We start from the raw sequence: 20,608 nt of genomic DNA, 5'->3' as shown, positions 1-20,608 counted from the left end.
CCTGCCAAACCCGGCTGGAGTAACCAGCCGGGACTCTAGATGTCAGTAAAATTGATTACCGCCGACAGCACCCACATTCCACTGCCTGTCATGCTATGATGCCGCCGTTTGATGAGAATCTAAGGCATCATAAATGAACAAGGAAAAACGCAGGCTGATCTTTGAACGTCTACGTGAGAATAATCCGCACCCTACCACCGAGCTGGAATACACGACGCCGTTTGAACTGCTGATCGCCGTGATACTGTCAGCCCAGGCCACCGATGTTGGTGTCAACAAGGCAACCCGTAAACTCTATCCCGTGGCGAATACACCGGAAACCATCTACGCCCTAGGCGTTGATGGCCTGAAGGAATACATAAAAACCATCGGTCTGTTTAACAGCAAGGCAGAGAATGTCATCAAAACCTGCCGGATGCTGATCGACAAACATAACAGCGTCGTTCCGGATAACCGGGAGGACCTGGAAGCACTCCCTGGTGTTGGCCGCAAAACCGCCAATGTCATCCTCAATACCGCCTTTGGTCAGCCAGCCATGGCGGTGGATACCCATATTTTCCGGGTTTCCAACCGCACCGGCATCGCCCCGGGCAAAAATGTGCTGGAAGTCGAAAAGCGTTTGCTCCGACTGGTACCCAAGGAATTCCTGATTGATGCGCATCACTGGCTGATTTTGCATGGTCGTTATGTCTGCAAGGCTCGCAACCCCCAGTGTGGCTCCTGCATCATTGAGGATCTGTGTGAATACCGGGACAAAACAGAATAGTGGTACCTGGTTGGCTACCGTCGTTTGGTAGCAGCACTGACCGGTTTGAAAGGAATGACAACACATAGGGTGGAAACATTCTGCTAAGATAGCGTCTCTTTAATAATCACAACAGTTTTACCGGAAGCACCAATGGAGTCACATTCGCCTACTGTCACACTTGCCTGTGACCTGATTTCGCGCCCCTCAGTCACCCCAGACGACGCTGGCTGTCAGGATATACTGGCCGATCGTCTTGCCCCCCTTGGCTTTATGATTGAGCGACTGCGCTATGGCGACGTGGATAACCTCTGGTTGCGCCGCGGTAACCGTGGACCGGTACTGGCCTTTGCCGGTCATACCGATGTTGTACCAACAGGTCCCGAGGATCGCTGGGATTCTCCACCTTTTACGCCAACGTTCAAAGACGGTTACCTGTACGGACGCGGGGCTGCTGACATGAAGGGCAGTCTGGCGGCCATGATCACTGCCATTGAGCGCTTCCTCGCCAAGCATCCTGGCCATAAAGGGTCTATTGCCCTGCTGATCACCAGCGACGAGGAAGGTCCGGCGGTTAATGGCACCCAGAAAGTCATGGAAACACTGGAGAGCCGTAACGAAAAAATTGACTGGTGTATTGTCGGTGAACCCTCCAGCACGGAAAAAACGGGAGATGTCGTAAAAAATGGACGACGCGGTTCTCTGACAGGCGAACTCACTGTCAAAGGACATCAGGGCCATGTCGCCTATCCGCACCTTGCCGACAACCCGGTTCACCGGGCTACACCGGCACTGACAGAGTTAGCTGAAACCGTCTGGGATGAAGGTAACGAATTTTTCCCGGCCACCAGCTTCCAGATCTCCAATATTCATGCGGGCACCGGGGCAGGCAATGTGATCCCTGGCGAACTGGATGTGATGTTTAACTTCCGCTTTTCGACAGAGCAAACAGACCAGCAGCTCAGGGGACGCACTGATGCGATTCTTAAAAGCCATAATCTCGAATATGATCTGAACTGGACACTGTTCGGCCAACCGTTCCTGACCTCCGAGGGACCATTGATTGATGCCACGGTTGCTGCTATCCGCGACATCACTGGCATGGAAACCCAGCTACTGACCACGGGCGGAACTTCCGATGGCCGTTACATTGCACCGACCGGCACCCAAGTGGTTGAACTCGGTCCCTGCAATGCGACCATCCATCAGGTCAATGAATGTGTGAAAGCCGAGGATCTGGATATTCTGAGTAATATCTATGAGCAGATTCTGGTGAACCTGTTGACCTGATAACCCTGTTTTACCTGCCATCGGGAGAATGGATGCTCCCGTTGCAGAAGTGCTGTCTGATACCCCGTAAGCTCTGATACAATTTCAACCTTTCAATACATCCATCTCCGGTAATCGGTCTTTCACCCTTACCCTCTCAGCCTGCAGTTAACCTCCAATGACATCAGTCTCCCAAGTCCCCGTTACCCGAGACATACTTCGTTGCCCTGTTTGCCATGCGCCATTGGCTGTGTCCGACAATGGTATGGAATGCGCCTCCCGGCACCGTTTCGACTTCGCCCGCCAAGGCTACCTGAATCTGCTACTCAGCCATAAGATGAACAGCCGACAGCCCGGTGACAACCAGGACATGGTTGCGGCTCGTACCCGGTTTCTGGACGCAGGTCATTACCAGCCTGTCAGTGATGCCGTCGCACAGGTCACGACTCAGATACTCACCGATAAGGAAGCACCCGTCATTCTGGATGCCGGCTGTGGTGAAGGCTATTACACCCACCAGCTGAAAACGGCCCTGCCCAATGCCGACGTGTATGCGCTGGATATCTCCAAGCCAGCCATACGGGCCTGCTGCCGACGCAGTCGCGACATTCACTGGCTGATCGGCAGTGTGGCAGACCTGCCACTGGCAGATAACAGTACCGATGTGGTGGTCAGCATCTTTTCCCGGATTGACTGGGAGACTTTTGACCGGGTGCTCAAACCTTCAGGCTACCTGATCATTCTGGCACCTGGCGCGAACCATTTAATGTCGCTGCGGGAAGCGATCTATGAGGAAGTACGCAGTTATCCGGTCGGCAAAATCCTGAACAGCATGCCGGAAACATTCAGCGTCATCAGCGAACACACCATTCAGGCGGATTTTTGCCTCAACAGTGCGGCAGAGATCCGCGATCTGCTGGCCATGACGCCCCATAACTGGCATATTAGCGCCGCCCAGCGCCAGCGACTGGATGCATTGCACCAGCTCCAGTGCACGGCCGAAATCAAACGCTACATCCTGCAACTGACACCGTAGCCCGGCTTGCACACCGGCCTTTCGCCGACCAGCCCACAGAGACATCAATCATGCAGCAGCCCGATATTGAAATTTACGTCAAGCGCACGCCGATCGACGCCATCCTTTCCTGGCTGGAAACCTGTGCCGACGACATGTCGGATGTCACGCAACAGGGGCGCAGTCATTCACTGAGCCTGACACTCAATGGCCAGACGATCCCCGTCACCGTTGTCGAAGATGCGGCCGGCAAAGCCTGGACCAGTATCTGGCTCAACTCACCGAACACACCCTGGGAAAACGATGTCGATTGTGCCCGCGCCTGCCATACGGCGCTGAACTGCCAGATCCGCTGCAATGGCGCCTTCTGGCAGGAAGAGAGCGCCAACATGGATGAATGGTGGCAGATTGCCGAGAACGGCGAAGAGCGACTCATTGAATGGGCATAACCCATGAAACGACTGTCTGGCATCAACGCCCGATGGTAGAATAGCGCCCCTTGAGCCTGCCCTCTGTGAGTGCAGGCATGGAACCGGGTTTTCGGAGCTATACAGCCAGTTTCATCACCATGTCACCGAATCTGCAGACTTTTATGGATAAACCGATCCAACTCAGCCGCTTCCTGTTCAACCTGCTGCGGCGGCTTATGTTTTTCTGGGTCAGGACCCGGGTACAGAACAACACCACTGACGCGCTCGGGCTCGACGCTGAAAAACCTGTCATCTATGTACTGCAAAGCCGTTCATTGTCTGATCTGCTGGTACTGGACCGCGAATGCCAGAAAGCCGGCCTGCCCCGCCCTTATGCACCGCTGACAGGCCAGGCGATCAGTGAAAAGCACGCCTATTTTTTCCTTGCCCGTCCGGAAGGCCTGTTTCTGACACGTGAGCGCATGTACCACTCTGACCGGCTGGTGCGACTGGTTAACGCGGTTGAAGCCAACCAGAATCAGGAGGTACAGATTGTGCCGGTCAGCGTGTTCTGGGGCCGGGCACCGGATAAGGAAGACTCCCCGCTGAAACTGCTGTTTGCCTGGAACTACAACGTTGGCAGCCGGTTCCGTAAATTCCTGGCGATCCTGATGCATGGCCGCCAGACACTGGTGAACTTCAGCCCGGCGTTGTCACTGCGAGAAATTGTGGATGAAGGGCAGGACCACAACCGGACGCTTCGCAAGATTGGTCGTATTCTCCGTGTCCATTTCCGGCAGACACGAGCCTCCGTACTGGGGCCTGACCTGTCCCATCGACGCACCCTCGTCAACAGTATCATTGGCTCCGATAGCGTCCGCAAAGCCATCACCGAGCAGGCGGAAACCCGCAACATTCCCCTTGAAAAAGCCGAAGCCAAGGCCCGGGATTATGCCCGCGAGATTGTCTCCGATTTCAGCTATTCCGCCATCCGGTTCCTGGACATCCTGCTGACCTGGTTCTGGAACAAGATCTACAACGGTGTGGACGTTAATCACATCGAACCCGTTCGTGACCTTGCGGGCAGCCATGAACTGATTTATGTCCCCTGCCACCGCAGCCACATCGACTACCTGCTGTTGTCCTATGTGCTGTATCACAAAGGTCTGCAGCCACCGCATATTGCTGCGGGCATAAACCTGAACATGCCGTTGGTCGGCTCCCTGTTGCGTCGTTCCGGTGCGTTCTTTATGCGTCGCAGCTTCAAGGACAACCCGCTCTATACCGCTGTATTCCATGAATACCTGCACACCCTATTCACACGGGGTTTTCCAACAGAATACTTTGTCGAGGGCGGCCGCTCCCGGACTGGGCGCACACTGCGACCCAAGACCGGCATGCTGTCGATTACCCTGCGCAGCTTCCTGCGTGACAGCCGCAAGCCGATCGCCTTTATCCCGGTCTATATCGGCTAAGAGAAGCTGCTGGAAGTGAACACCTACCTGGGTGAGCTTCATGGCAAAACGAAGAAAAAAGAATCACCACTGGACATTATCCGTACCGTCGCTGGTCTGAAAAACAGTTTCGGTCATGCTTATGTCAACTTTGGTGAACCCATTCTGCTGGATCAGTTCCTCAACCAGACGCAACCCGCCTGGCACGAGCAGGAATACGGTGATAACCCCCGCCCTGCCTGGCTGTGGGAAACAACCAACCAGCTAGGCACACTGATTGCCAGCCGAATCAACAGTGCTGCAGCCATCAACCCGGTCAACCTGGTGGCCATGGTACTGCTGAGCTCACCCCGTCACGCGCTGGGTGAAGAAGAGCTGGTCATTCAGCTGGAAGCCTGTCAGGAATTGCTCGCCAAGGTTCCCTACAACAGCCACACCACCCAACCCACCAGCATGTCCGGCCAGGATATGATCCGGTATGTCGAAGCCATGAAAATGGTATACCGCCAGACCGACAGCCTGGGCGATATCATCCGGATGGACGATCGTAATGCGGTCCTGATGACTTATTACCGCAACAATATCCTGCACCTGTTTGCCATTCCCTCGCTGATCAGCCGGATGTTTGCCAACAGCCACGCCATTGAGCAACAGGAAGTCATCAATTTCTGCCGGATTCTGTATCCCTACCTGAAATCCGAGCTGTTCCTTCAGTGGGATGTTGAAGCGCTGGACGATATTGTTAAACACTGGTTGTCCGCTATGGCGGAAGCCGGCTTGCTGACAGTTGACGGCACGCTCTTGCGACGTCCGGAATCCGGCAGCACCGGATTCATTACGCTGACCATCCTGTCGCGCCCGATCCAGCAGGCCCTGGAGCGTTTCTATGTCGTGATCAGCCTGATGCTGCGCAATGGTTCCGGCGAAGTCGATGCAGAATCCCTGGAAGGCCAGAGTCGGGATATGGCTCAACGCCTGTCGATCATTCACGGTCTCAATGCACCGGAATTCTTTGATAAAACGCTGTTCCGGCATTTTATCGAGGAATTGCAGAAAAATTCTGTTGTTCGCATTAATGCGGATAACAAGCTGGAGTTTGGTGAGGAGATTGCGGTCGTCGCACGTGATGCCCGTCGAGTACTACCCAGCGAGATCCGTCACAGTATTCTTCAGGTAACCCACGCAGGTAGTTGATCGGCTGCGTTCGTGCCAGTGGCGGCCGAGAGATTAACGTCTGTAACGCCGCCACTTAACCTTGTCAATGGCCTCATCCCAGACACCCTGAGTAATACCGGGATAAACACGCTCAAGGTCACTGATCGCACTGTGGCTATAAACCTTATGATCCAGGATATAGTCACTCGCTGATCTTTCCGTCTTCGCTGTTTTCTGCTTTCTGGAGGCTCTAATTACATCATCAGCGGTCTTGAGTAGCTTATCGTCCTGAAAAGGACGCGTCATAAAGTGTATGGCGTCCGATTGATCGGTATCGTGCGCCACCGCTTTCATATCACTGAAGTTGCTGAGCACCAGTCCGGCCAACCCCGGCTTTATTCCCTGCATTTCCTGAATCAACATGACACCATTCTTGTCCTTAAGACGGTAACCACACACCACCAGGTCAAACACCTGCCGTTTAACCTGTGCCAATGCATCCCGCCACGTCAGTGCAACCTCACACCCATATCCCCGGGATGACAGCAGGTTACGCAACGTCTCAACCGGTTTGGGATTCTCATCGACCAAAAGCACCCGATAGCGATAACTGCGACTACTCATGTTCGCCCCCGACATCATGACGATGCACTGTTCCCTTCAACCGATTCAGACGCCTTGATGACACGGTTCCGACCGTGCTCCTTGGCTTCATACAGGGCTTCATCCGCCCGTTTTATCAGCTGTTCCGTTTCAATTTCGCCTGGCATGGGAATACAGCTGGCAACACCGAGACTGATGGTGACCCAGTCGCACACCTCTGACTTGGCATTCTCCAGCTTCAGCCCTTCCACTGCACTGCGGAGCTGTTCACCAACGTTGGCAGCCCCCTCCAGATCGGTGCTGGGAAGCAGCACCGCAAATTCTTCCCCGCCATAACGGGCGACCATATCAGCCGGACGCTTCAGACAGCCGGACAAAGCCTTGGCCACCCGGCGCAATACTTCGTCACCATGCTGATGGCCATAATGGTCATTGCACTTCTTAAAGAAATCGATATCCATCATGATCAGGGACAGGGGATCGGCATCGCGGGTCGCCCGCTCCCATTCGGTATCGATGGTTTCCTGAAAGGTACGACGATTCGGAATACCGGTCAGGCCATCCATGCTGGCCAGCTGCTGGAGCTTGATATTACTGGCCGCCAGTTTGCGCTGGCTGATATCCAGGGCCCGAAACGCCTCATCCCGCTGTAACAACCGGATATAACATTGTGAGTGATAACGGATTCTCGCCAGCAACTCGATGGATTCCGGCAGCTTGATCAGGTAGTCATTGCCGCCAGCACTGAAAATATCCGCTTTCAGCTTGGCGTCATCTTTCATCGATAGCGCCACAACCGGCACCGACTTCGTCGCTTCACTGACCCGGAGATAGCGCAGCAGCGTCAGGCCATCAATATCCGGCATGACCATGTCGAGGAGGATAACCGTCGGTTTAAGCTGCTCAGCCACATCGAGCGCCGTGCTGGCATCGGAGCAGTAATGCATGCGCAGATCATCCTCCCCCTCGACCATCAGGCGCAGCGCTTCAGCCACCATCGGATCATCATCAATCAGCAGCACCAGGCAGTGATCCTGTGTATCAACCATCTTGCTGGCTGACTTGTCATCGGTTGTCACAGGCGTCTCCCTCCCTGCCTGACTCCTCCATTGCGGGGCAAAGCAATCATGTCCCGTAGCCGTTGTCCAATGTCCTGCGGTGTCATAATGTCATCGGCAGCACCACGCTGAATTGCATCCTGCGGCATGCCATATACCGCACAACTGGCTTCATTTTGTGCAAATGTGTGATAACCCAGCCGCCTGAGGGCCAGTAGTCCCCTACCACCATCACGCCCCATCCCCGTCAATAAAACGGCCATCATTTTGTCCCGCCAGTACTGGCCGGCACTGCAGAAAAACTCGTCGACGGAGGGCCGGTAGGGGTTTTCAACCGGCTCACGGGTATAGGCCAGTCGCCCGGTTGGATCCATGACTAAGTGATCATTGGTTTTTGCCAGCAATACCGTGCCCATTTCAGGTTTTTCGCCCCCCTGAATGATCCGGGTAGACATCGGGATTTGGGAATCCAGCCATTCCGCCATACCTGTGGCATATTCCTCGTCTACATGCTGAACGATCACGACCGCTGCCGGCAAATCGGCAGGCAACTCAGCCAGCAGCAAAGCAACTGCACCTGGACCGCCTGTTGAACAGCCAATCGCAATCAACATCTCCGCACCCTGGACGGCCTGCGTTTGGAGAGGCATAGTGGATTTTCTGGCGCCTGCTTCACCTGCCCCGTTATCCTGAACCAGGGTTCTGACGGACTGCATCTTACCGAGAAAATGGGCAATGCCATCTGCGTGATCAGACGGCATTTCCACGGCATCCAACGCACCAGCAGACAAGGCTTTGAAGATGCCGGCACTTTTGTGTTCTTTATTGGTAATGATGACAATGGCGCAGGGATTGTCTTTCATGATGCTGCGAGTCACTGCCACGCCATCCTCACCACCAGGCAGCTTAAGCGCCATCAGTATCAACTCCGGCTTCTGGTGCAGGCAACGGCGAATGGCCGCAGGACCATTACTGACCTCCCAAAGCACCTGCCAGCCCAGTTTATCTCGCACCAAACGGGCCAGCTTCTCTCGCTGCACTAAATCAGGCTCGACAATCCCTATTTTCATGAGCTCATGATATCCCCGCTGTTGGTTTCATCCGGCTGCGCATCACCAATCAGGTCCTTGACAGTACGGATAAACGTTTCATCCATGAAGCTACCCTTGGTGAGATAGTGATCGGCGCCGACGTCCATACCCCGTTTCCGATCAGACTCCCGATCCTTGTAGGAAATGATAATGACGGGCAGATGCTGGAGATGATGTTCACTGCGAATATATGAGATAAACTCAAAGCCATCCATTCGTGGCATATCGATATCGGAAATCACCAGGTCATATTCATTCATCCGTACAGCATTCCAGCCATCGGCGCCATCAACGGCAATATCCACCCGGTAGCCATTGTCTTCGAGCAGACTCCGTTCAAGCTCTCGAACGGTCATAGAATCATCAACCACAAGCACCCGTTTGGCCGAAGCCGCCCGTTCATCCTCTGTGGTACCACTGTCACATCGATCCACCCGGCCACCCGCTACCAGGCGCTCAATGGAAATCACCAGGTCATCGGCATCCAGAATCAATATTGGCGTTCCATCATCGAGGAATGCCGCTGAACTGATGTCCTTGATTTTACCCATGCGGGTGTCAAGGGGGCGCTCAACCAGGGTGGTCTCACCAATCACGGAATCGACGGTCATGGCGTACTGATGCGACCCGCGCCCCAGTACAATGGCTTCCTGTCGACCACTCGGCTGCTGTTTTTCCGGTAATTCCAGTAACTGATGGGCATTCACCAGTCCGAGCTGAACACCACTGCTGTCACGAAGATACTGGCGGTTCTCAAGGATGTTCACTGCGTCAGAGGTGAAGGTCAGCACCTTGTTGAGCGGGCCAACCGGCAGTGCGTAATAAAAGCCCGAGACTTCCACCACCACACAACGCAGCATGGACAGCGTCAGCGGCAGGAGCAGTTCAAAACAGCAACCCTTACCTTCTTCCGAGTGAATCACGATACGCCCACGCAGTTCCTGCACCATCTCATGAATCAGATCCATGCCAACACCGCGGCCGGAGACAGTAGTGACCTTGTCTTTGAGGGAAAAATTCGGTAACAGCAGGAATTCATACAATTCGGTATCAGACATATTGGCAACCATATCCTCGGTCGCCATATTCTTCTTAAGGATGGAGGCCCTTAACTTCTCACGGTTTACCCCGCCCCCGTCATCCTTGACCGTCACCACCAGAAGACCCGCCTTATGACTTGCCTCAACAACAATATGGCCTTCTTCGGGCTTGCCGTTGGCCAGACGTACGTCGGTGGGTTCCAACCCATGGTCAAGGGCATTTTGAATCAGGTGCGTCAACGGCACATTGAGCCGCTCCAGGATATCCCGGTCAACCTGGGTGTTTTCCCCACGAATGTCTAGGCGGGCTTTCTTTCCCAGCTTTTGCGATACGGTTCGCGCCAACCGTAACAACCCCTGTGTGCCCTCCTTGAAAGGGCGCATCCGGTGCCCCAGGGTCTCGCGCACCAGTTTATCCGTCAGCCCGGTGGTCTTGCGCTCATACTCCTCCAGCACCTCGCAGTTATGATTGACTGCCTCTTCGATCGCCAGTGATTCCCGCATCAGCTCCATCAGGTAGTGCCGGTCACTTTCATCAATCTGGTAGCTTTTCATCAATGCCACACACTTTTCTACCACCTGGTTCATGGTGCGGGCGTTGCGTCTGAGTTTGATATTTTCCTGCCAGAATTTTTTCAGCTGCCGGGATTCAACGGACAGCTCGCCGGCCAGACCAATGACCTTGTTCAGCTTCTCAGCATTCACACGGATGACGCGCTCGGCAACCGCTTCCTCGCCATCCGCATCGGCAACATCCGCGGATTCACTGGCCTCAGCAACCACGGCAGGTTCCGTCTGGTGCTCACCCTCTTTGGCCTTGAAACTCTCGGGATCCGTCAGGACTTTGCCCAGCTCTTTATTGAGTGACTGGTACTGGGTCATGGCCGCCTGATCAATACCACTTTGCTGTGTCGCCTGCTCTGACAACTGCACAATGCTGTCGACACCTTTCAGCAGCAAGTCGGTATGATTGCTGTTGATGGTAATCTGCTGTTTCTGGGCACTGACAAAGATATCTTCGAGTGTATGCGCCAGCTGCATGACCGGATCGATATCCGCCAGACGGGCTCCCCCCTTGATGGTATGCGCCATACGCATCATGGTTTCCAGCCTCTGCGGGGAGCTCAGCCCCTGTTCCAGTTCCAGCAGGTGTCGGGTCAATACCTCGACACGCTCTTCCAGCTCTTTCCAGAAGAAAGAGCGCATTTTCAAAATGGCCGGTGTGACCTCCTTTGCGGGTTCCGGTACCGGTTCAGGCTGCTGCTCTGCAACCGGCGCTTCCGGAGCGGGTGAAGGCGCTGGCTCTACGGGTGATGGTTCAACCTGACTTGTATCCTGATCAGTTGCTTTCTGCTGTTCTTTTTTCTTCACCGACGCGTCACCAGAAGACTTTACGGCTTCAGAATCACCGGTTTCCGATGCTTTGCTCACTGCTGCCGGTGTTGCCGCTAACTGGGAACTGAGCTCCGAGGCTTCACGAATCAGATCAACACTGATCTTCTCCTTACTGACAGCCTCCTTCGCTATGGCACGCAGGCAATTACAAGCCTTTGACAGGGTAGACAGCTGCTTTCTGATGGATGCCTGCTGCTCTTGGCGTGCCTCTGAGACATCCTGACACCAGTTTTCACAATAGAATTCGCACCACTGCAGCATCGCGTCCAGCAAGCCCATGGCATTGGTGACCTTGGCCAGCTTGGCGCCACCACGAACCGTTCGGACAGACGCTGCCATCTCCGTCAGGTCAACCCGTTCAACCCCGGCAGTGGATTTCAGTTTCAAGAGCTCCTGAACCTTACCGGTCTGATTCTCCACTTCTGTCTGAAACAGCTTGCGAGCAGCCATCGCCGGATTGTCTTTCGTTGACTTGCCCTGTTTCTTGGCGTCCTTTTCTGTCATAACACTTTGTCCATTATTTCATGGCTTGTTCCAGGCCATACAGCAGCAGGCTTGCATCCAGCAAACCCACCAGTGCGCCATCCAGTTCCAGCAATCCGATGCTGTATTTCTGCACCGCCTTGCTCACCGTGGATGGTAACGGCATGACTTTGTCAGCACTGTATCTCGACTGCCCCCAGACCTCATCCACCTCAACAACGAGCGGCTTGTCTGATTTGCCCAGTGTCACCATTCTGGGATAAGCCTTGTTGACTACACCCTGGCTGCTCTCAGTAGCCTGTGGCTGGCTGGCAGCAATACCCAGTAGCTTGGCCAGGGAAACCACAACCAGCGCATCCCCATCAATATTGGCGATCCCCTTGATCCCCTTGCTGCTCCTGTGTGGTACCCAGCAACAGGGCTGCGGTTTCAGAATACTGCCGACCATGGCGGTATCCAGTGCAAACCACTCATCCCCCAGGCGGAACAGGGTCACCTTGCGCAACCCCGCATCCGTCTGGACCTTGGCTTTGCGGTACAATTCACTGTATTGCTGCATTTCCTGGTCATCAGCCAGAGGCTGTCCGGCCAGGCAATGCCGCCCCGCCTGCACATAGGTTGGACAATTACGGCAGTGAATGACGTCCTTTAATGCCGGGCAGGTGGCGCCATTGGTCGCCCAGACGCCGATTCGCTGCCAGCAGGCATCAATGGATTCCCGTGCATCCGCATCGGTCTGGATGATTTCCGGAGATGACTCTTCTTCCGCCATACCTAACTCCTTTTACAGCACACCTGCCCTGTAATGTCCTCTGTCAAACTGCCCTAACCGATCAAACGGCTTAACCGAGTCCTGAGATTTTCCGCCTTGGTCATTTCCCCCTGCCGCTCACACACCATGGCGCCGTGGAGCAGTGCTTCGTGATGTTCGGGGTGGAGATAAAGCACTTTACGAAAATACTGGAAAGCCGATGCCCACTCACCGGCCGCTTCGCTGATCACTCCCATCAGGAACTGGGCTTCAATGTTTTCTGGATGCTGGCGCATCAGTTGCCGACAGGCTTCCTTGGCCTTATCAAGCTTGCCGCTGTCTGCCAGCATTTCAATGGCATCCAGCTGATCCTCCAGGCTTTCGCCAGCCGTTGACGACTGACCTGGCAGCGCTCCCCGGACGGCTGCCGTCTTCACCGCTGGACGTACAAATTCATCGGATTGTCTCGTAAACGCCAGTGTTGGCGGCTTTGTTTTCGCGGGTGAAAGAATGGAGGCTTTGGGTGATTCTGCTCCAGAGCGCAATGCTGGCTTCCCAGTGGGAAGGGATGGTTTCACAGGCTGTTTTTGGGTGTCCGGTGTTGCCAGAGGCCTGGTTAAGGGAGGCATCACATTGACAGCCAAGGCATCCCTTGAAGCCTTACTGAAAGCAAAGCGTTTATCCCGGGCCAGTGTATGGAAACCCAGTTGCGCAATACTGGGGGCTTCACAATGCCCCACCATCAAAATGCCATCCTCTGCCAGACTGCGGCGAAGGACATCCGCCATCCGTTTGCGACTGGGCGCATCCAGGTAAATCAGGAAGTTGCGGCAGAAAATCACATCATACAGGCGCGGTTCAGCATTATTGGCCAGCTCCAGCAGGTTGGCCTGGTGAAAACTGACACATTGCTTCACCATCGGTTTCAGGCTGAAGCCATCACCGTGCTTCTTAAAATAAGGCTTGGAGAAATCAGGCATGGTGCCACGGAAGGAGACCCGGCCATATTCAGCCTTCCGGGCCTTGCGCATGGCGTCCGTGTTGATGTCATAGCCATCAACAACAAACTGGTTTTCCTGAAATCCGATATCAAACAGCGCCATGGCAATGGAGTACGCTTCCTCGCCACTACTGCATGGCATACTGGCTACGCGGAACTGTGTGAGTCCATTGAGCCGGCTCCGGCTGCTCAGCGCCTTTTCCTGCAACACGGAAAACGCCCTGAATTCCCGGAAAAACCAGGTTTCACCGACCGTGATCTCATCCACCAACGCGGTCAGCTCCACAGGGTCTTCCGTCACCTTCATGAAATAAAGGTCAGGATTGTCCAATCCGGCCGCACTCATCCGGCGCTTGATACTCTGCTCAATAGCTTCCTGGCCAATGGACTCGGGATCAAGCCCAATATGTTGCCGCAACAGGCCTGTCAGTGCGCTAATTGACATGATGCACAGACTCCTCATCCAGGTGGTGCTGCGGATAGAGCTGGCCCTGCAAATCCGGCGGCAAGATGTCGTGAACCTCCAGGCGATAAAGCAATTGGCCGGTCTCCAGCGTAGCGGCGCCAGAATAGGGAATATGCCCGTTATTAATCACCTGGGGATTAAAAGCGTCATCATTCAGCTTCATGGTTTCCGTCGCCTGTTCGGCAATCAGCGCCAGATGGAGCGTCTCACCGGCAATGTCGCGGTAATTAACAATGATGATACGGGTACTGGTATACCGGGCGCTGGGCTGTTCATTAAAAAGCATGGCCAGATCAATCACGGGAATCAGTCCGCCACGGTAGTTGAGCGTGCCGGCAACAGCCGGTGACGTATGCGCCATACCATTGACCGGGATACAGGGAATTACCTCAACGATGGCCTCACTGGCAAGGGCATAGACCTGCCCGGCAATTTCAAAGCGTAAGTAAATCATTGACTGCGTCATTCCTTGACTAATGATTAATTCCTAACTTGACCGCTCTGCGTCAAATCTCCCTGGCCAATGCCAGATCAGCGCTGCGTATTGTCATCGACCTGAAAAGCCGACACTGACTGTTGCAGCCGCTCTGATTCTTCGTTAAGTTTTTCCACCACGCTGTTGGACATCCGCATGGAATCATTCAGGTTGCGGATGGTCTCACCCAGCTGGGACAGGGCTTCCTGAATCTGTTCAGCCCCATCGGACTGGGAACGCATCCCCTGGTGTACCGACTCGAAATGGGGCGCCAGTGCCTGGACCTTTCCAACAATCTGGCTTAATTGATCACCTACCTGCCGGGTATCCTCAACACCATGGCGGATTTCATCCGAAAACTTCTCCATGCCCATGACACCGGCCGACACCGCAGCCTGCATTTCCTTGACCATTTCTTCAATATCATAGGTGGCCACGGCGGTCTGGTCCGCCAGACGGCGTATTTCAGTGGCCACCGTACTGAACCCAACCCCGTATTCCCCGGCCTTATCGGCCTCGATAGCCGCATTGACCGATAACAGATTGGTCTGATCAGCAATTTTGTTGATCGTGGTTACCACGGCATTGATGTTGCCGGCTTTCTCATTGAGAACCGTCAACTTGTCGGAAATATTCTGGGAAGCCAACACCATCTGCTCCACCGTTCCGCGCATCCGGGTCAACCCTTCATGCCCATGCGCAGCCAGTTCTGAGGTGTCATCGACAGCTCTGGCCACTTCATCCATGTTGCTGACCAGCTCCCGCGCCGTTTGCGAGATATGCTGGGACGTCGCCATAATTTCATTGGTGGTAGCTTCCTGCTCTTTGGCCGACGCCGCCTGCTCCTTGGTGGTCGCACTGATATTGACGGCGGAACTGGACAGCTGAACACAGGATTGCTGGACGTTCTCCACGATACCCGCCAGACTATCGGCCATCTGGTTGGTGCCATCCTTGAGGGTGGCAAAATCACCATTGACTGCCAATGTGACCCGCTCGGAGAAATCACCGGATGAAACAGATGCCATCACATCTTGGACCTCAGCAAGGGCCGCCTGCTGAACTTCCAGCATTCGGTTGAATGCGTTACAGGCTTGCCCGGTCTCATCCATACTGGCCACAGGGAGACGCTGAGACAAATCGCCGCTTTCCTGCACATTGACCATGACATTTGCCATAGCCCTGATCGGTGTGGCAATAATGCCTGCCAGATAAAGTGCCAGGCCAATGATCAGTGCCAGTGTGACAAGACTGATCGCCAGCATGGTATATTGCGCATGCCGTATGGGTAAAAACGCTTCAGCCACATCGATATCAGCCAGTATCGCCCAGGAGATATTCTCAGCGACCTTGACGGGTTCATAGGCAGACAGCACAGGAGTTCCGTTATGGTCAACCGTGATCATCGAACCCCTCTGGCCAGCAATCGCGGCACGGGAAGCTTCTGTATCGACCTTGCCAAGGTTCGGATTGGCAAATGATGCCAGTACCGTATGACTCACAGGATCACGATAAGAATCAGACCGCATCAGCTGATCCGGACCAACCAGATAGGTTTCCCCCGTTTTCCCCATTCCCGTACGCTCTTTCATGACCTTGTTAATGCCATTCAGGGACAATTGAAGCGCGAGAATCATAACCGTCTTGCCCTTGGCCTTGACGGGTATGGCAATAAACGCTGCCGGTGCACCTCCACTGGGACCGTAGGGAGAAAAGTCACTCATGTAAAAGGCATCCGTATCAACCACTGCCCGGACCGCCTCACCGAGACCACTGCCCTTATATTTTCCAGTCAGCAGGTTGGTCTGGTAATCACTTTCATGTTCAACACTGAAAAAGCAATAACCCGTTAAATCCAACAGAAAAAGGTCATAGTAGTCATTGCGCTCGATATAGCGTGAAAAAACACGTGTTCCGAATTCTTCAAAATGACGACGGGCGGCTTTTAAGCCTTCACTTTCAATCTGGAGTCCCATTTCATCTGCCAGTGTTTCAATCTCATCACGTTTCTTCTGTAAAAGGCTTTGGATTTGATTGGCCTTAATGGTGCGTACCGCTTCAAGGTGTTTGAATGTGTGATTTTTCAATGCATCAGATTTCATCATTAAATTCACGAAACCGATGGACAAGACAGGAAGCAACCCGGTAACGATAAAGATGATTAATAATTTCTTTTTAAAATTCAGGGAGTTCCACACACGCATCATATCACTCCAGAACAGTTCCTTGTTTTAGGCATGGGCGCAAGCGAATTATAACGTCGCTGTTTTGTATTCAGGCACATGACAATATCAATCAATGTCCATCATCGAACCGGAAAACAGAGACGGATTGCTGTAAACGGTCCGATTCCTGGTTCAACTCATCCACCACACTGTTCGACATCCGCATGGAATCATTGAGGTTGCGGATCGTTTCCCCCAACTGGGAGAGCGCTTCCTGAATCTGTTCCGCACCATCCGACTGGGAGCGCATGCCTTTATGGACGGATTCAAAGTGCGGTGCGAGTGTCTGTACCTTTTCAACAATCAGGCTCAGCTGGCCGCTGACCTGGCGGGTATCATCCACACCATGGCGGATTTCATCCGAGAATTTTTCCATGCCCATGACCCCCGCTGACACGGCAGCCTGCATCTCCTTGACCATTTCCTCAATATCGTAGGTTGCAACGGCGGTCTGATCGGCGAGACGCCTGATTTCGGTGGCGACCGTACTGAACCCCACACCAAATTCGCCGGCTTTGTCTGCCTCAATCGCCGCATTGACCGACAAAAGATTGGTCTGGTCGGCAATCTTGTTAATCGTCGTCACTACGGCATTGATATTGTTGGCTTTTTCATTCAGGACGGTCAGTTTGTCGGAAATATTCTGGGACGCCTGCACCATCTGTTCAACCGTACCGCTCATACGGGTCAGTGAATCATGCCCCTGCCCTGCCAGGTCAGAGGTTTCATCCACCGCACGCGCCACTTCGTCCATGTTATTGACCAGGTCACGGGCCGTTTGCGAGATATGCTGTGACGTTGCCATGATCTCATGGGTCGTGGCCTCCTGCTCCTTGGCCGAGGCCGCCTGTTCCTTGGTGGTGGCACTGATGCTGACAGCGGAGCTGGACAACTGCACACCGGATTGCTGCACATTATTGACCAGGCCGGAAATACTGTTGGCCATGTTGTCAAATGACTGCCCCAACAGGGCGATTTCATTCTCCCCCGGAAGCGCAAGCCGGGCTGACAGGTTGCCTCGGGATATTTCGTCCGTGGCCTCCACGACCTTGTCGAGCCGTGCTGTCAGAGACCTGGCATAGGCCATGATCACAAGAATCACCAACCCAACCACACAGAGACACACAACCAGCAGCATTTTGAGCATGATGGCGGTTTCAGCATCAACCATCACTTCAATCTCTTTGATCAGCGCTTCAAGCTCATGCAGAAGCGCCTCTTCCTCACCGGCAGTTCTTGCATCAATGGCCCTGAATGCGAGTGGATCATGACGATCGAAGGCTGCCAGTGATTCCTGGTGGTGCAGTACCAGCGTGTCATGGTGCTCAATCAGTAAATCAATACCCGCGGTATCGACGTCAAGCCCTGCCAGGATTTCCCTGACCTGATTGAAATGCTTGACCGTCAAGGTTTCCATCTCATGGAAACGCTTCAGGTAACGCTCAAAGGCTGCATCATCATGGCCACGCAGCAGGATGTTTTTCCATTCATCCATTTGCATGGCAAAATCCACCTCGGATTTTTCCAGCAAAAGATCTGCATTATTTAATTGCTGGGTCTTTTGGAAGAGCCAGATACCTGTACCACCAAGGCTTCCCAGTGTGATAATAAACACCAGTCCCATAATAATGGAAAGCTGTAACTTGAGCTTCACATTATTCATAAACAGATTAAACATACAGATTCCCTTCCACTCGAGCGATTATCCTGCAGATCGCATTCCCGAACCGGAAACATCTCTACCGCAACTACATAAAAGCCTAGCCGATTCTGTATCGTAAATTCCCATCATACGGCTGACAGAAAATAAAAGAACAAAGAATCAAATCGCTTTCAATGCCTTAAATGAATCAGTCGTTAATTAAATGGCATTGACTGTCTATAAAAGCGACATTGCCCAAAAAGCGTCAACTATTTATTGCTGCCTGTTTAATCACGGACTTTCGATGGCCTTATCCACAGCCTCCCTGCTGTTGAATAAATGCGACTCATTAGCTGCGGTAGAGGACTTTGATGATATGAAAGCCAATTCGGGTCTTCACAGGCCCGGTGGGTTTGAGCAGATCAGCGGAAAATACCGCTTTTTCAAAGGAAGCGACCATATCCCCTTTCCGAAACTCGCCCAGATCACCGCCTCGTCGTTTGGAGGGACAGATCGAGTGTTTTTTCGCTAACAGGCTGAAATCACTTCCCTTTTCCAGCTGCTTGAGAAGCTCCTGGGCCTGTTTTTCCGTTTTAACCAGGATGTGCATTGCTGCCGCAGTACGTGCCATTGTCTCTCGAATACGCGTAAATCAATGAAAATGAATTATAAAGTCACCCATATCATCACCGTCAATACGGCTGCCCCCCCTTAGGCGGGCTCAGCCTGACGGATACTGGCAAGGGTGTACACGTCAAACCGGCCGGATTTCCCTTCAAGCCGGTAATTGGGCATTTTGCCAGCAAGATCCGGCGCCAGCCTGGGCCGCTTCACCACCACCCGGAAACGGGCAAGGGCCAGCGCCTGCGTCAACAGGCCGTCAGCATCGGGGTCTTCACCGACAAGGTCCTGAAATAAACGCATCTCCTTTTTGACCGCCGCTGCCTTGCGACGGTGGGGAAACATCGGATCCAGGTAGACAACATCCGGCCGATCCGCCGTTTCCATGGCGGCCATGATACGCAAGGCATCCCCTGGCGCCAGAGTCATATTCTGGACGATTGCGCTGACCTCAGGGTCATCCACAGCACGGCGCAAACCATCAATTAACAGCGCCTGCACCACGTCCGAGCGCTCAATCAAGGTCATACGGCACCCCAGGGAGGCCAGCACAAAGGCATCGCGGCCCAAACCTGCGGTGGCATCCAACACATGCAGCTGCCGTTTACCGGCATCCGCCAGGCCAACAGCCTTGGCAATATCCTGCCCCTTTCCCCCGCCAAAACGACGACGATGGGCGGCAGAACCACCGACAAAGTCGACCCTCACCGGCCCAGGTGCGCCTTTGCCTGTCAGCTGCAGGCCCAGCCCTTCTTCGCTTTCATGAAGGACAGCATCAAAGGCATTCAGGGTCTTCAGCGGCTGGTCGGCCACCAGCGGCAACCCCAGGTGATGGGCCAGACGGCTCATCCGCTCATGGATACCAGCATCCTTCGAGGCCATCACTGCCAGATTCAAGGCGTTCATAGCCAGAGCACACCCAGCAATACAACCCCCAGCAGCAGGCGGTATATGACAAACGGCATCAAACCGATACGGTTGATGAAGGCCAGGAAATAGTGAATGCACACAAAGGCGCTCACCGCAGAAATGGCGATACCGCTGAACAGAATACCCCACTCAACAGGCACATCGGCAGACACCAGCTGCAGGATTTTCAGGCTGCCGGCCGCCACAATAACCGGAATTGAGAGTAGAAAAGAAAAACGGGCGGCGGCGTCACGGGTCAATCCCAGCAGCAGGCCCGCGGTCATTGTGATCCCTGAACGGGAAGTCCCTGGAATCAGGGCAACCGCCTGGGCAAAGCCGATAATCAGCGCCTGCTTCAGGGTCAAGTGCTCTAAAGGCTGTGACAATTTCCCCTTGCGATCTGCCCATCCCAGCAGTGCACCAAAGATCAGTGTGGTACCGGCAATCAGCGTCGCAGAACGCATGGCGTCATCCAGCCCGGTTACGCTCAGAAAGCCACCAAAGATCACGGCAGGAAAGGTCGTCCAGACCAGGTACCAGGCCATCCGGCTGTTCTGGGTTGATGGGCCGCCTGTGACACTTTTGCTCCAGTCGACCAGCATCCGGATCAAATCCTGCCGGAAGTAAGCCACCACGGCCAACAGCGTTCCCAGGTGAACAGCCACGTCGAATGCCAGTCCCTGGTCAGGCCAGCCCAATAGCTGCGAGGGCAGAATCAGGTGCGCGGAACTGGAAATCGGTAGAAATTCCGTTAAACCCTGAATCAATGCCAGGACAATCAAATGCAGTGTTTCCAAAGCT

Annotated in this window: 18 protein-coding genes; 6 read left to right on the top strand and 12 right to left on the bottom strand. The window is 53.9% G+C overall.

The features are described from left to right. The first annotated feature begins 133 nt into the window (after nt 1-133). The 6 genes from nth (at nt 134) to ABD892_RS23240 (ending at nt 6,087) form a co-directional block, all read left to right on the top strand. Complete coding sequence (gene nth / locus ABD892_RS23265) at nt 134-766, top strand: endonuclease III (RefSeq protein ID WP_345198633.1); 633 nt, start codon at nt 134-136, stop codon at nt 764-766. 132 nt (nt 767-898) lie between these two features. Further along, nucleotides 899-2,035 (top strand): succinyl-diaminopimelate desuccinylase, encoded by a 1,137-nt coding sequence (gene dapE / locus ABD892_RS23260; RefSeq protein WP_345198632.1) that lies wholly within the window; start codon nt 899-901, stop codon nt 2,033-2,035. Nucleotides 2,036-2,192: 157 nt separating this feature from the next. Further along, complete coding sequence (locus tag ABD892_RS23255) at nt 2,193-3,050, top strand: methyltransferase domain-containing protein (protein ID WP_345198631.1); 858 nt, start codon at nt 2,193-2,195, stop codon at nt 3,048-3,050. 50 nt (nt 3,051-3,100) lie between these two features. Continuing rightward, nucleotides 3,101-3,478, top strand: coding sequence for a hypothetical protein (locus ABD892_RS23250; RefSeq protein ID WP_345198630.1), 378 nt, complete (start codon nt 3,101-3,103; stop codon nt 3,476-3,478). A gap of 143 nt (nt 3,479-3,621) precedes the next feature. Then, nucleotides 3,622-4,914 (top strand): glycerol-3-phosphate 1-O-acyltransferase PlsB, encoded by a 1,293-nt coding sequence (gene plsB / locus ABD892_RS23245; protein ID WP_345198629.1) that lies wholly within the window; start codon nt 3,622-3,624, stop codon nt 4,912-4,914. Nucleotides 4,915-4,929: 15 nt separating this feature from the next. Beyond that, the gene (locus ABD892_RS23240; RefSeq protein ID WP_345198627.1) at nt 4,930-6,087 is read left to right on the top strand and encodes a lysophospholipid acyltransferase family protein; all 1,158 of its coding nucleotides are present in this window, start codon (nt 4,930-4,932) and stop codon (nt 6,085-6,087) included. Nucleotides 6,088-6,120: 33 nt separating this feature from the next. Here the strand turns inward: ABD892_RS23240 and ABD892_RS23235 are convergent, their stop codons facing one another. The 12 genes from ABD892_RS23235 to ABD892_RS23180 form a co-directional block, all read right to left on the bottom strand. Continuing rightward, on the bottom strand, nt 6,121-6,672 hold the full coding sequence (locus tag ABD892_RS23235; RefSeq protein ID WP_345198626.1) for a response regulator: 552 nt from the start codon (nt 6,670-6,672) through the stop codon (nt 6,121-6,123). Nucleotides 6,673-6,686: 14 nt separating this feature from the next. Further along, nucleotides 6,687-7,730 carry a diguanylate cyclase gene (locus tag ABD892_RS23230; protein ID WP_345198625.1) on the bottom strand — a complete coding sequence of 348 codons (1,044 nt, stop codon included), beginning with the start codon at nt 7,728-7,730 and terminating at the stop codon, nt 6,687-6,689. Continuing rightward, entirely contained in the window at nt 7,727-8,779 is a 1,053-nt protein-coding gene (gene cheB, locus ABD892_RS23225) for a chemotaxis-specific protein-glutamate methyltransferase CheB (protein ID WP_345198623.1), read from the bottom strand. Before cheB ends, ABD892_RS23230 begins: the two co-directional genes overlap by 4 nt. Beyond that, nucleotides 8,776-11,739 (bottom strand): hybrid sensor histidine kinase/response regulator, encoded by a 2,964-nt coding sequence (locus ABD892_RS23220; RefSeq protein WP_345198622.1) that lies wholly within the window; start codon nt 11,737-11,739, stop codon nt 8,776-8,778. Before ABD892_RS23220 ends, cheB begins: the two co-directional genes overlap by 4 nt. 13 nt (nt 11,740-11,752) lie before the next feature. After that, the gene (locus ABD892_RS23215) at nt 11,753-12,490 is read right to left on the bottom strand and encodes a chemotaxis protein CheW (RefSeq protein WP_345198621.1); all 738 of its coding nucleotides are present in this window, start codon (nt 12,488-12,490) and stop codon (nt 11,753-11,755) included. 53 nt (nt 12,491-12,543) lie between these two features. After that, nucleotides 12,544-13,914 carry a CheR family methyltransferase gene (locus ABD892_RS23210; RefSeq protein ID WP_345198619.1) on the bottom strand — a complete coding sequence of 457 codons (1,371 nt, stop codon included), beginning with the start codon at nt 13,912-13,914 and terminating at the stop codon, nt 12,544-12,546. Next, nucleotides 13,904-14,389 (bottom strand): chemotaxis protein CheW, encoded by a 486-nt coding sequence (locus ABD892_RS23205; protein WP_345198618.1) that lies wholly within the window; start codon nt 14,387-14,389, stop codon nt 13,904-13,906. Before ABD892_RS23205 ends, ABD892_RS23210 begins: the two co-directional genes overlap by 11 nt. A 77-nt stretch (nt 14,390-14,466) precedes the next feature. Then, nucleotides 14,467-16,515 carry a methyl-accepting chemotaxis protein gene (locus ABD892_RS23200; RefSeq protein WP_345198616.1) on the bottom strand — a complete coding sequence of 683 codons (2,049 nt, stop codon included), beginning with the start codon at nt 16,513-16,515 and terminating at the stop codon, nt 14,467-14,469. A 190-nt stretch (nt 16,516-16,705) separates the two neighbouring features. After that, the gene (locus tag ABD892_RS23195; protein WP_345198615.1) at nt 16,706-18,313 is read right to left on the bottom strand and encodes a methyl-accepting chemotaxis protein; all 1,608 of its coding nucleotides are present in this window, start codon (nt 18,311-18,313) and stop codon (nt 16,706-16,708) included. A gap of 313 nt (nt 18,314-18,626) precedes the next feature. Next, the gene (gene ppiC, locus ABD892_RS23190; RefSeq protein ID WP_345198614.1) at nt 18,627-18,908 is read right to left on the bottom strand and encodes a peptidylprolyl isomerase PpiC; all 282 of its coding nucleotides are present in this window, start codon (nt 18,906-18,908) and stop codon (nt 18,627-18,629) included. An 80-nt stretch (nt 18,909-18,988) separates the two neighbouring features. Then, on the bottom strand, nt 18,989-19,804 hold the full coding sequence (locus ABD892_RS23185) for a class I SAM-dependent methyltransferase (protein ID WP_345198612.1): 816 nt from the start codon (nt 19,802-19,804) through the stop codon (nt 18,989-18,991). Further along, nucleotides 19,801-20,604 (bottom strand): undecaprenyl-diphosphate phosphatase, encoded by an 804-nt coding sequence (locus ABD892_RS23180; RefSeq protein WP_345198611.1) that lies wholly within the window; start codon nt 20,602-20,604, stop codon nt 19,801-19,803. The genes ABD892_RS23185 and ABD892_RS23180 overlap by 4 nt, the downstream gene beginning before the upstream one ends. Nucleotides 20,605-20,608 lie beyond the last annotated feature (4 nt).

Origin of the sequence: Kistimonas scapharcae (genome assembly GCF_039540975.1) — a bacterium.
Lineage (GTDB): Bacteria > Pseudomonadota > Gammaproteobacteria > Pseudomonadales > Endozoicomonadaceae > Kistimonas > Kistimonas scapharcae.
Note: the sequence above shows the minus strand (reverse complement) of the source record. Positions and strands in the feature narration are given on the sequence as shown.

Bases quoted from the DNA above. Each gene is read 5' to 3' on its own strand.
- nth (WP_345198633.1), top strand. From the start codon at position 134: ATGAACAAGGAAAAACGCAGGCTGATCTTTGAACGTCTACGTGAGAAT.
- dapE (WP_345198632.1), top strand. From the start codon at position 899: ATGGAGTCACATTCGCCTACTGTCACACTTGCCTGTGACCTGATTTCG.
- ABD892_RS23255 (WP_345198631.1), top strand. From the start codon at position 2,193: ATGACATCAGTCTCCCAAGTCCCCGTTACCCGAGACATACTTCGTTGC.
- ABD892_RS23250 (WP_345198630.1), top strand. From the start codon at position 3,101: ATGCAGCAGCCCGATATTGAAATTTACGTCAAGCGCACGCCGATCGAC.
- plsB (WP_345198629.1), top strand. From the start codon at position 3,622: ATGGATAAACCGATCCAACTCAGCCGCTTCCTGTTCAACCTGCTGCGG.
- ABD892_RS23235 (WP_345198626.1), bottom strand. From the start codon at position 6,672: ATGAGTAGTCGCAGTTATCGCTATCGGGTGCTTTTGGTCGATGAGAAT.
- cheB (WP_345198623.1), bottom strand. From the start codon at position 8,779: ATGAAAATAGGGATTGTCGAGCCTGATTTAGTGCAGCGAGAGAAGCTG.
- ABD892_RS23220 (WP_345198622.1), bottom strand. From the start codon at position 11,739: ATGACAGAAAAGGACGCCAAGAAACAGGGCAAGTCAACGAAAGACAAT.
- ABD892_RS23215 (WP_345198621.1), bottom strand. From the start codon at position 12,490: ATGGCGGAAGAAGAGTCATCTCCGGAAATCATCCAGACCGATGCGGAT.
- ABD892_RS23210 (WP_345198619.1), bottom strand. From the start codon at position 13,914: ATGTCAATTAGCGCACTGACAGGCCTGTTGCGGCAACATATTGGGCTT.
- ABD892_RS23205 (WP_345198618.1), bottom strand. From the start codon at position 14,389: ATGATTTACTTACGCTTTGAAATTGCCGGGCAGGTCTATGCCCTTGCC.
- ABD892_RS23200 (WP_345198616.1), bottom strand. From the start codon at position 16,515: ATGATGAAATCTGATGCATTGAAAAATCACACATTCAAACACCTTGAA.
- ABD892_RS23195 (WP_345198615.1), bottom strand. From the start codon at position 18,313: ATGTTTAATCTGTTTATGAATAATGTGAAGCTCAAGTTACAGCTTTCC.
- ppiC (WP_345198614.1), bottom strand. From the start codon at position 18,908: ATGGCACGTACTGCGGCAGCAATGCACATCCTGGTTAAAACGGAAAAA.
- ABD892_RS23185 (WP_345198612.1), bottom strand. From the start codon at position 19,804: ATGAACGCCTTGAATCTGGCAGTGATGGCCTCGAAGGATGCTGGTATC.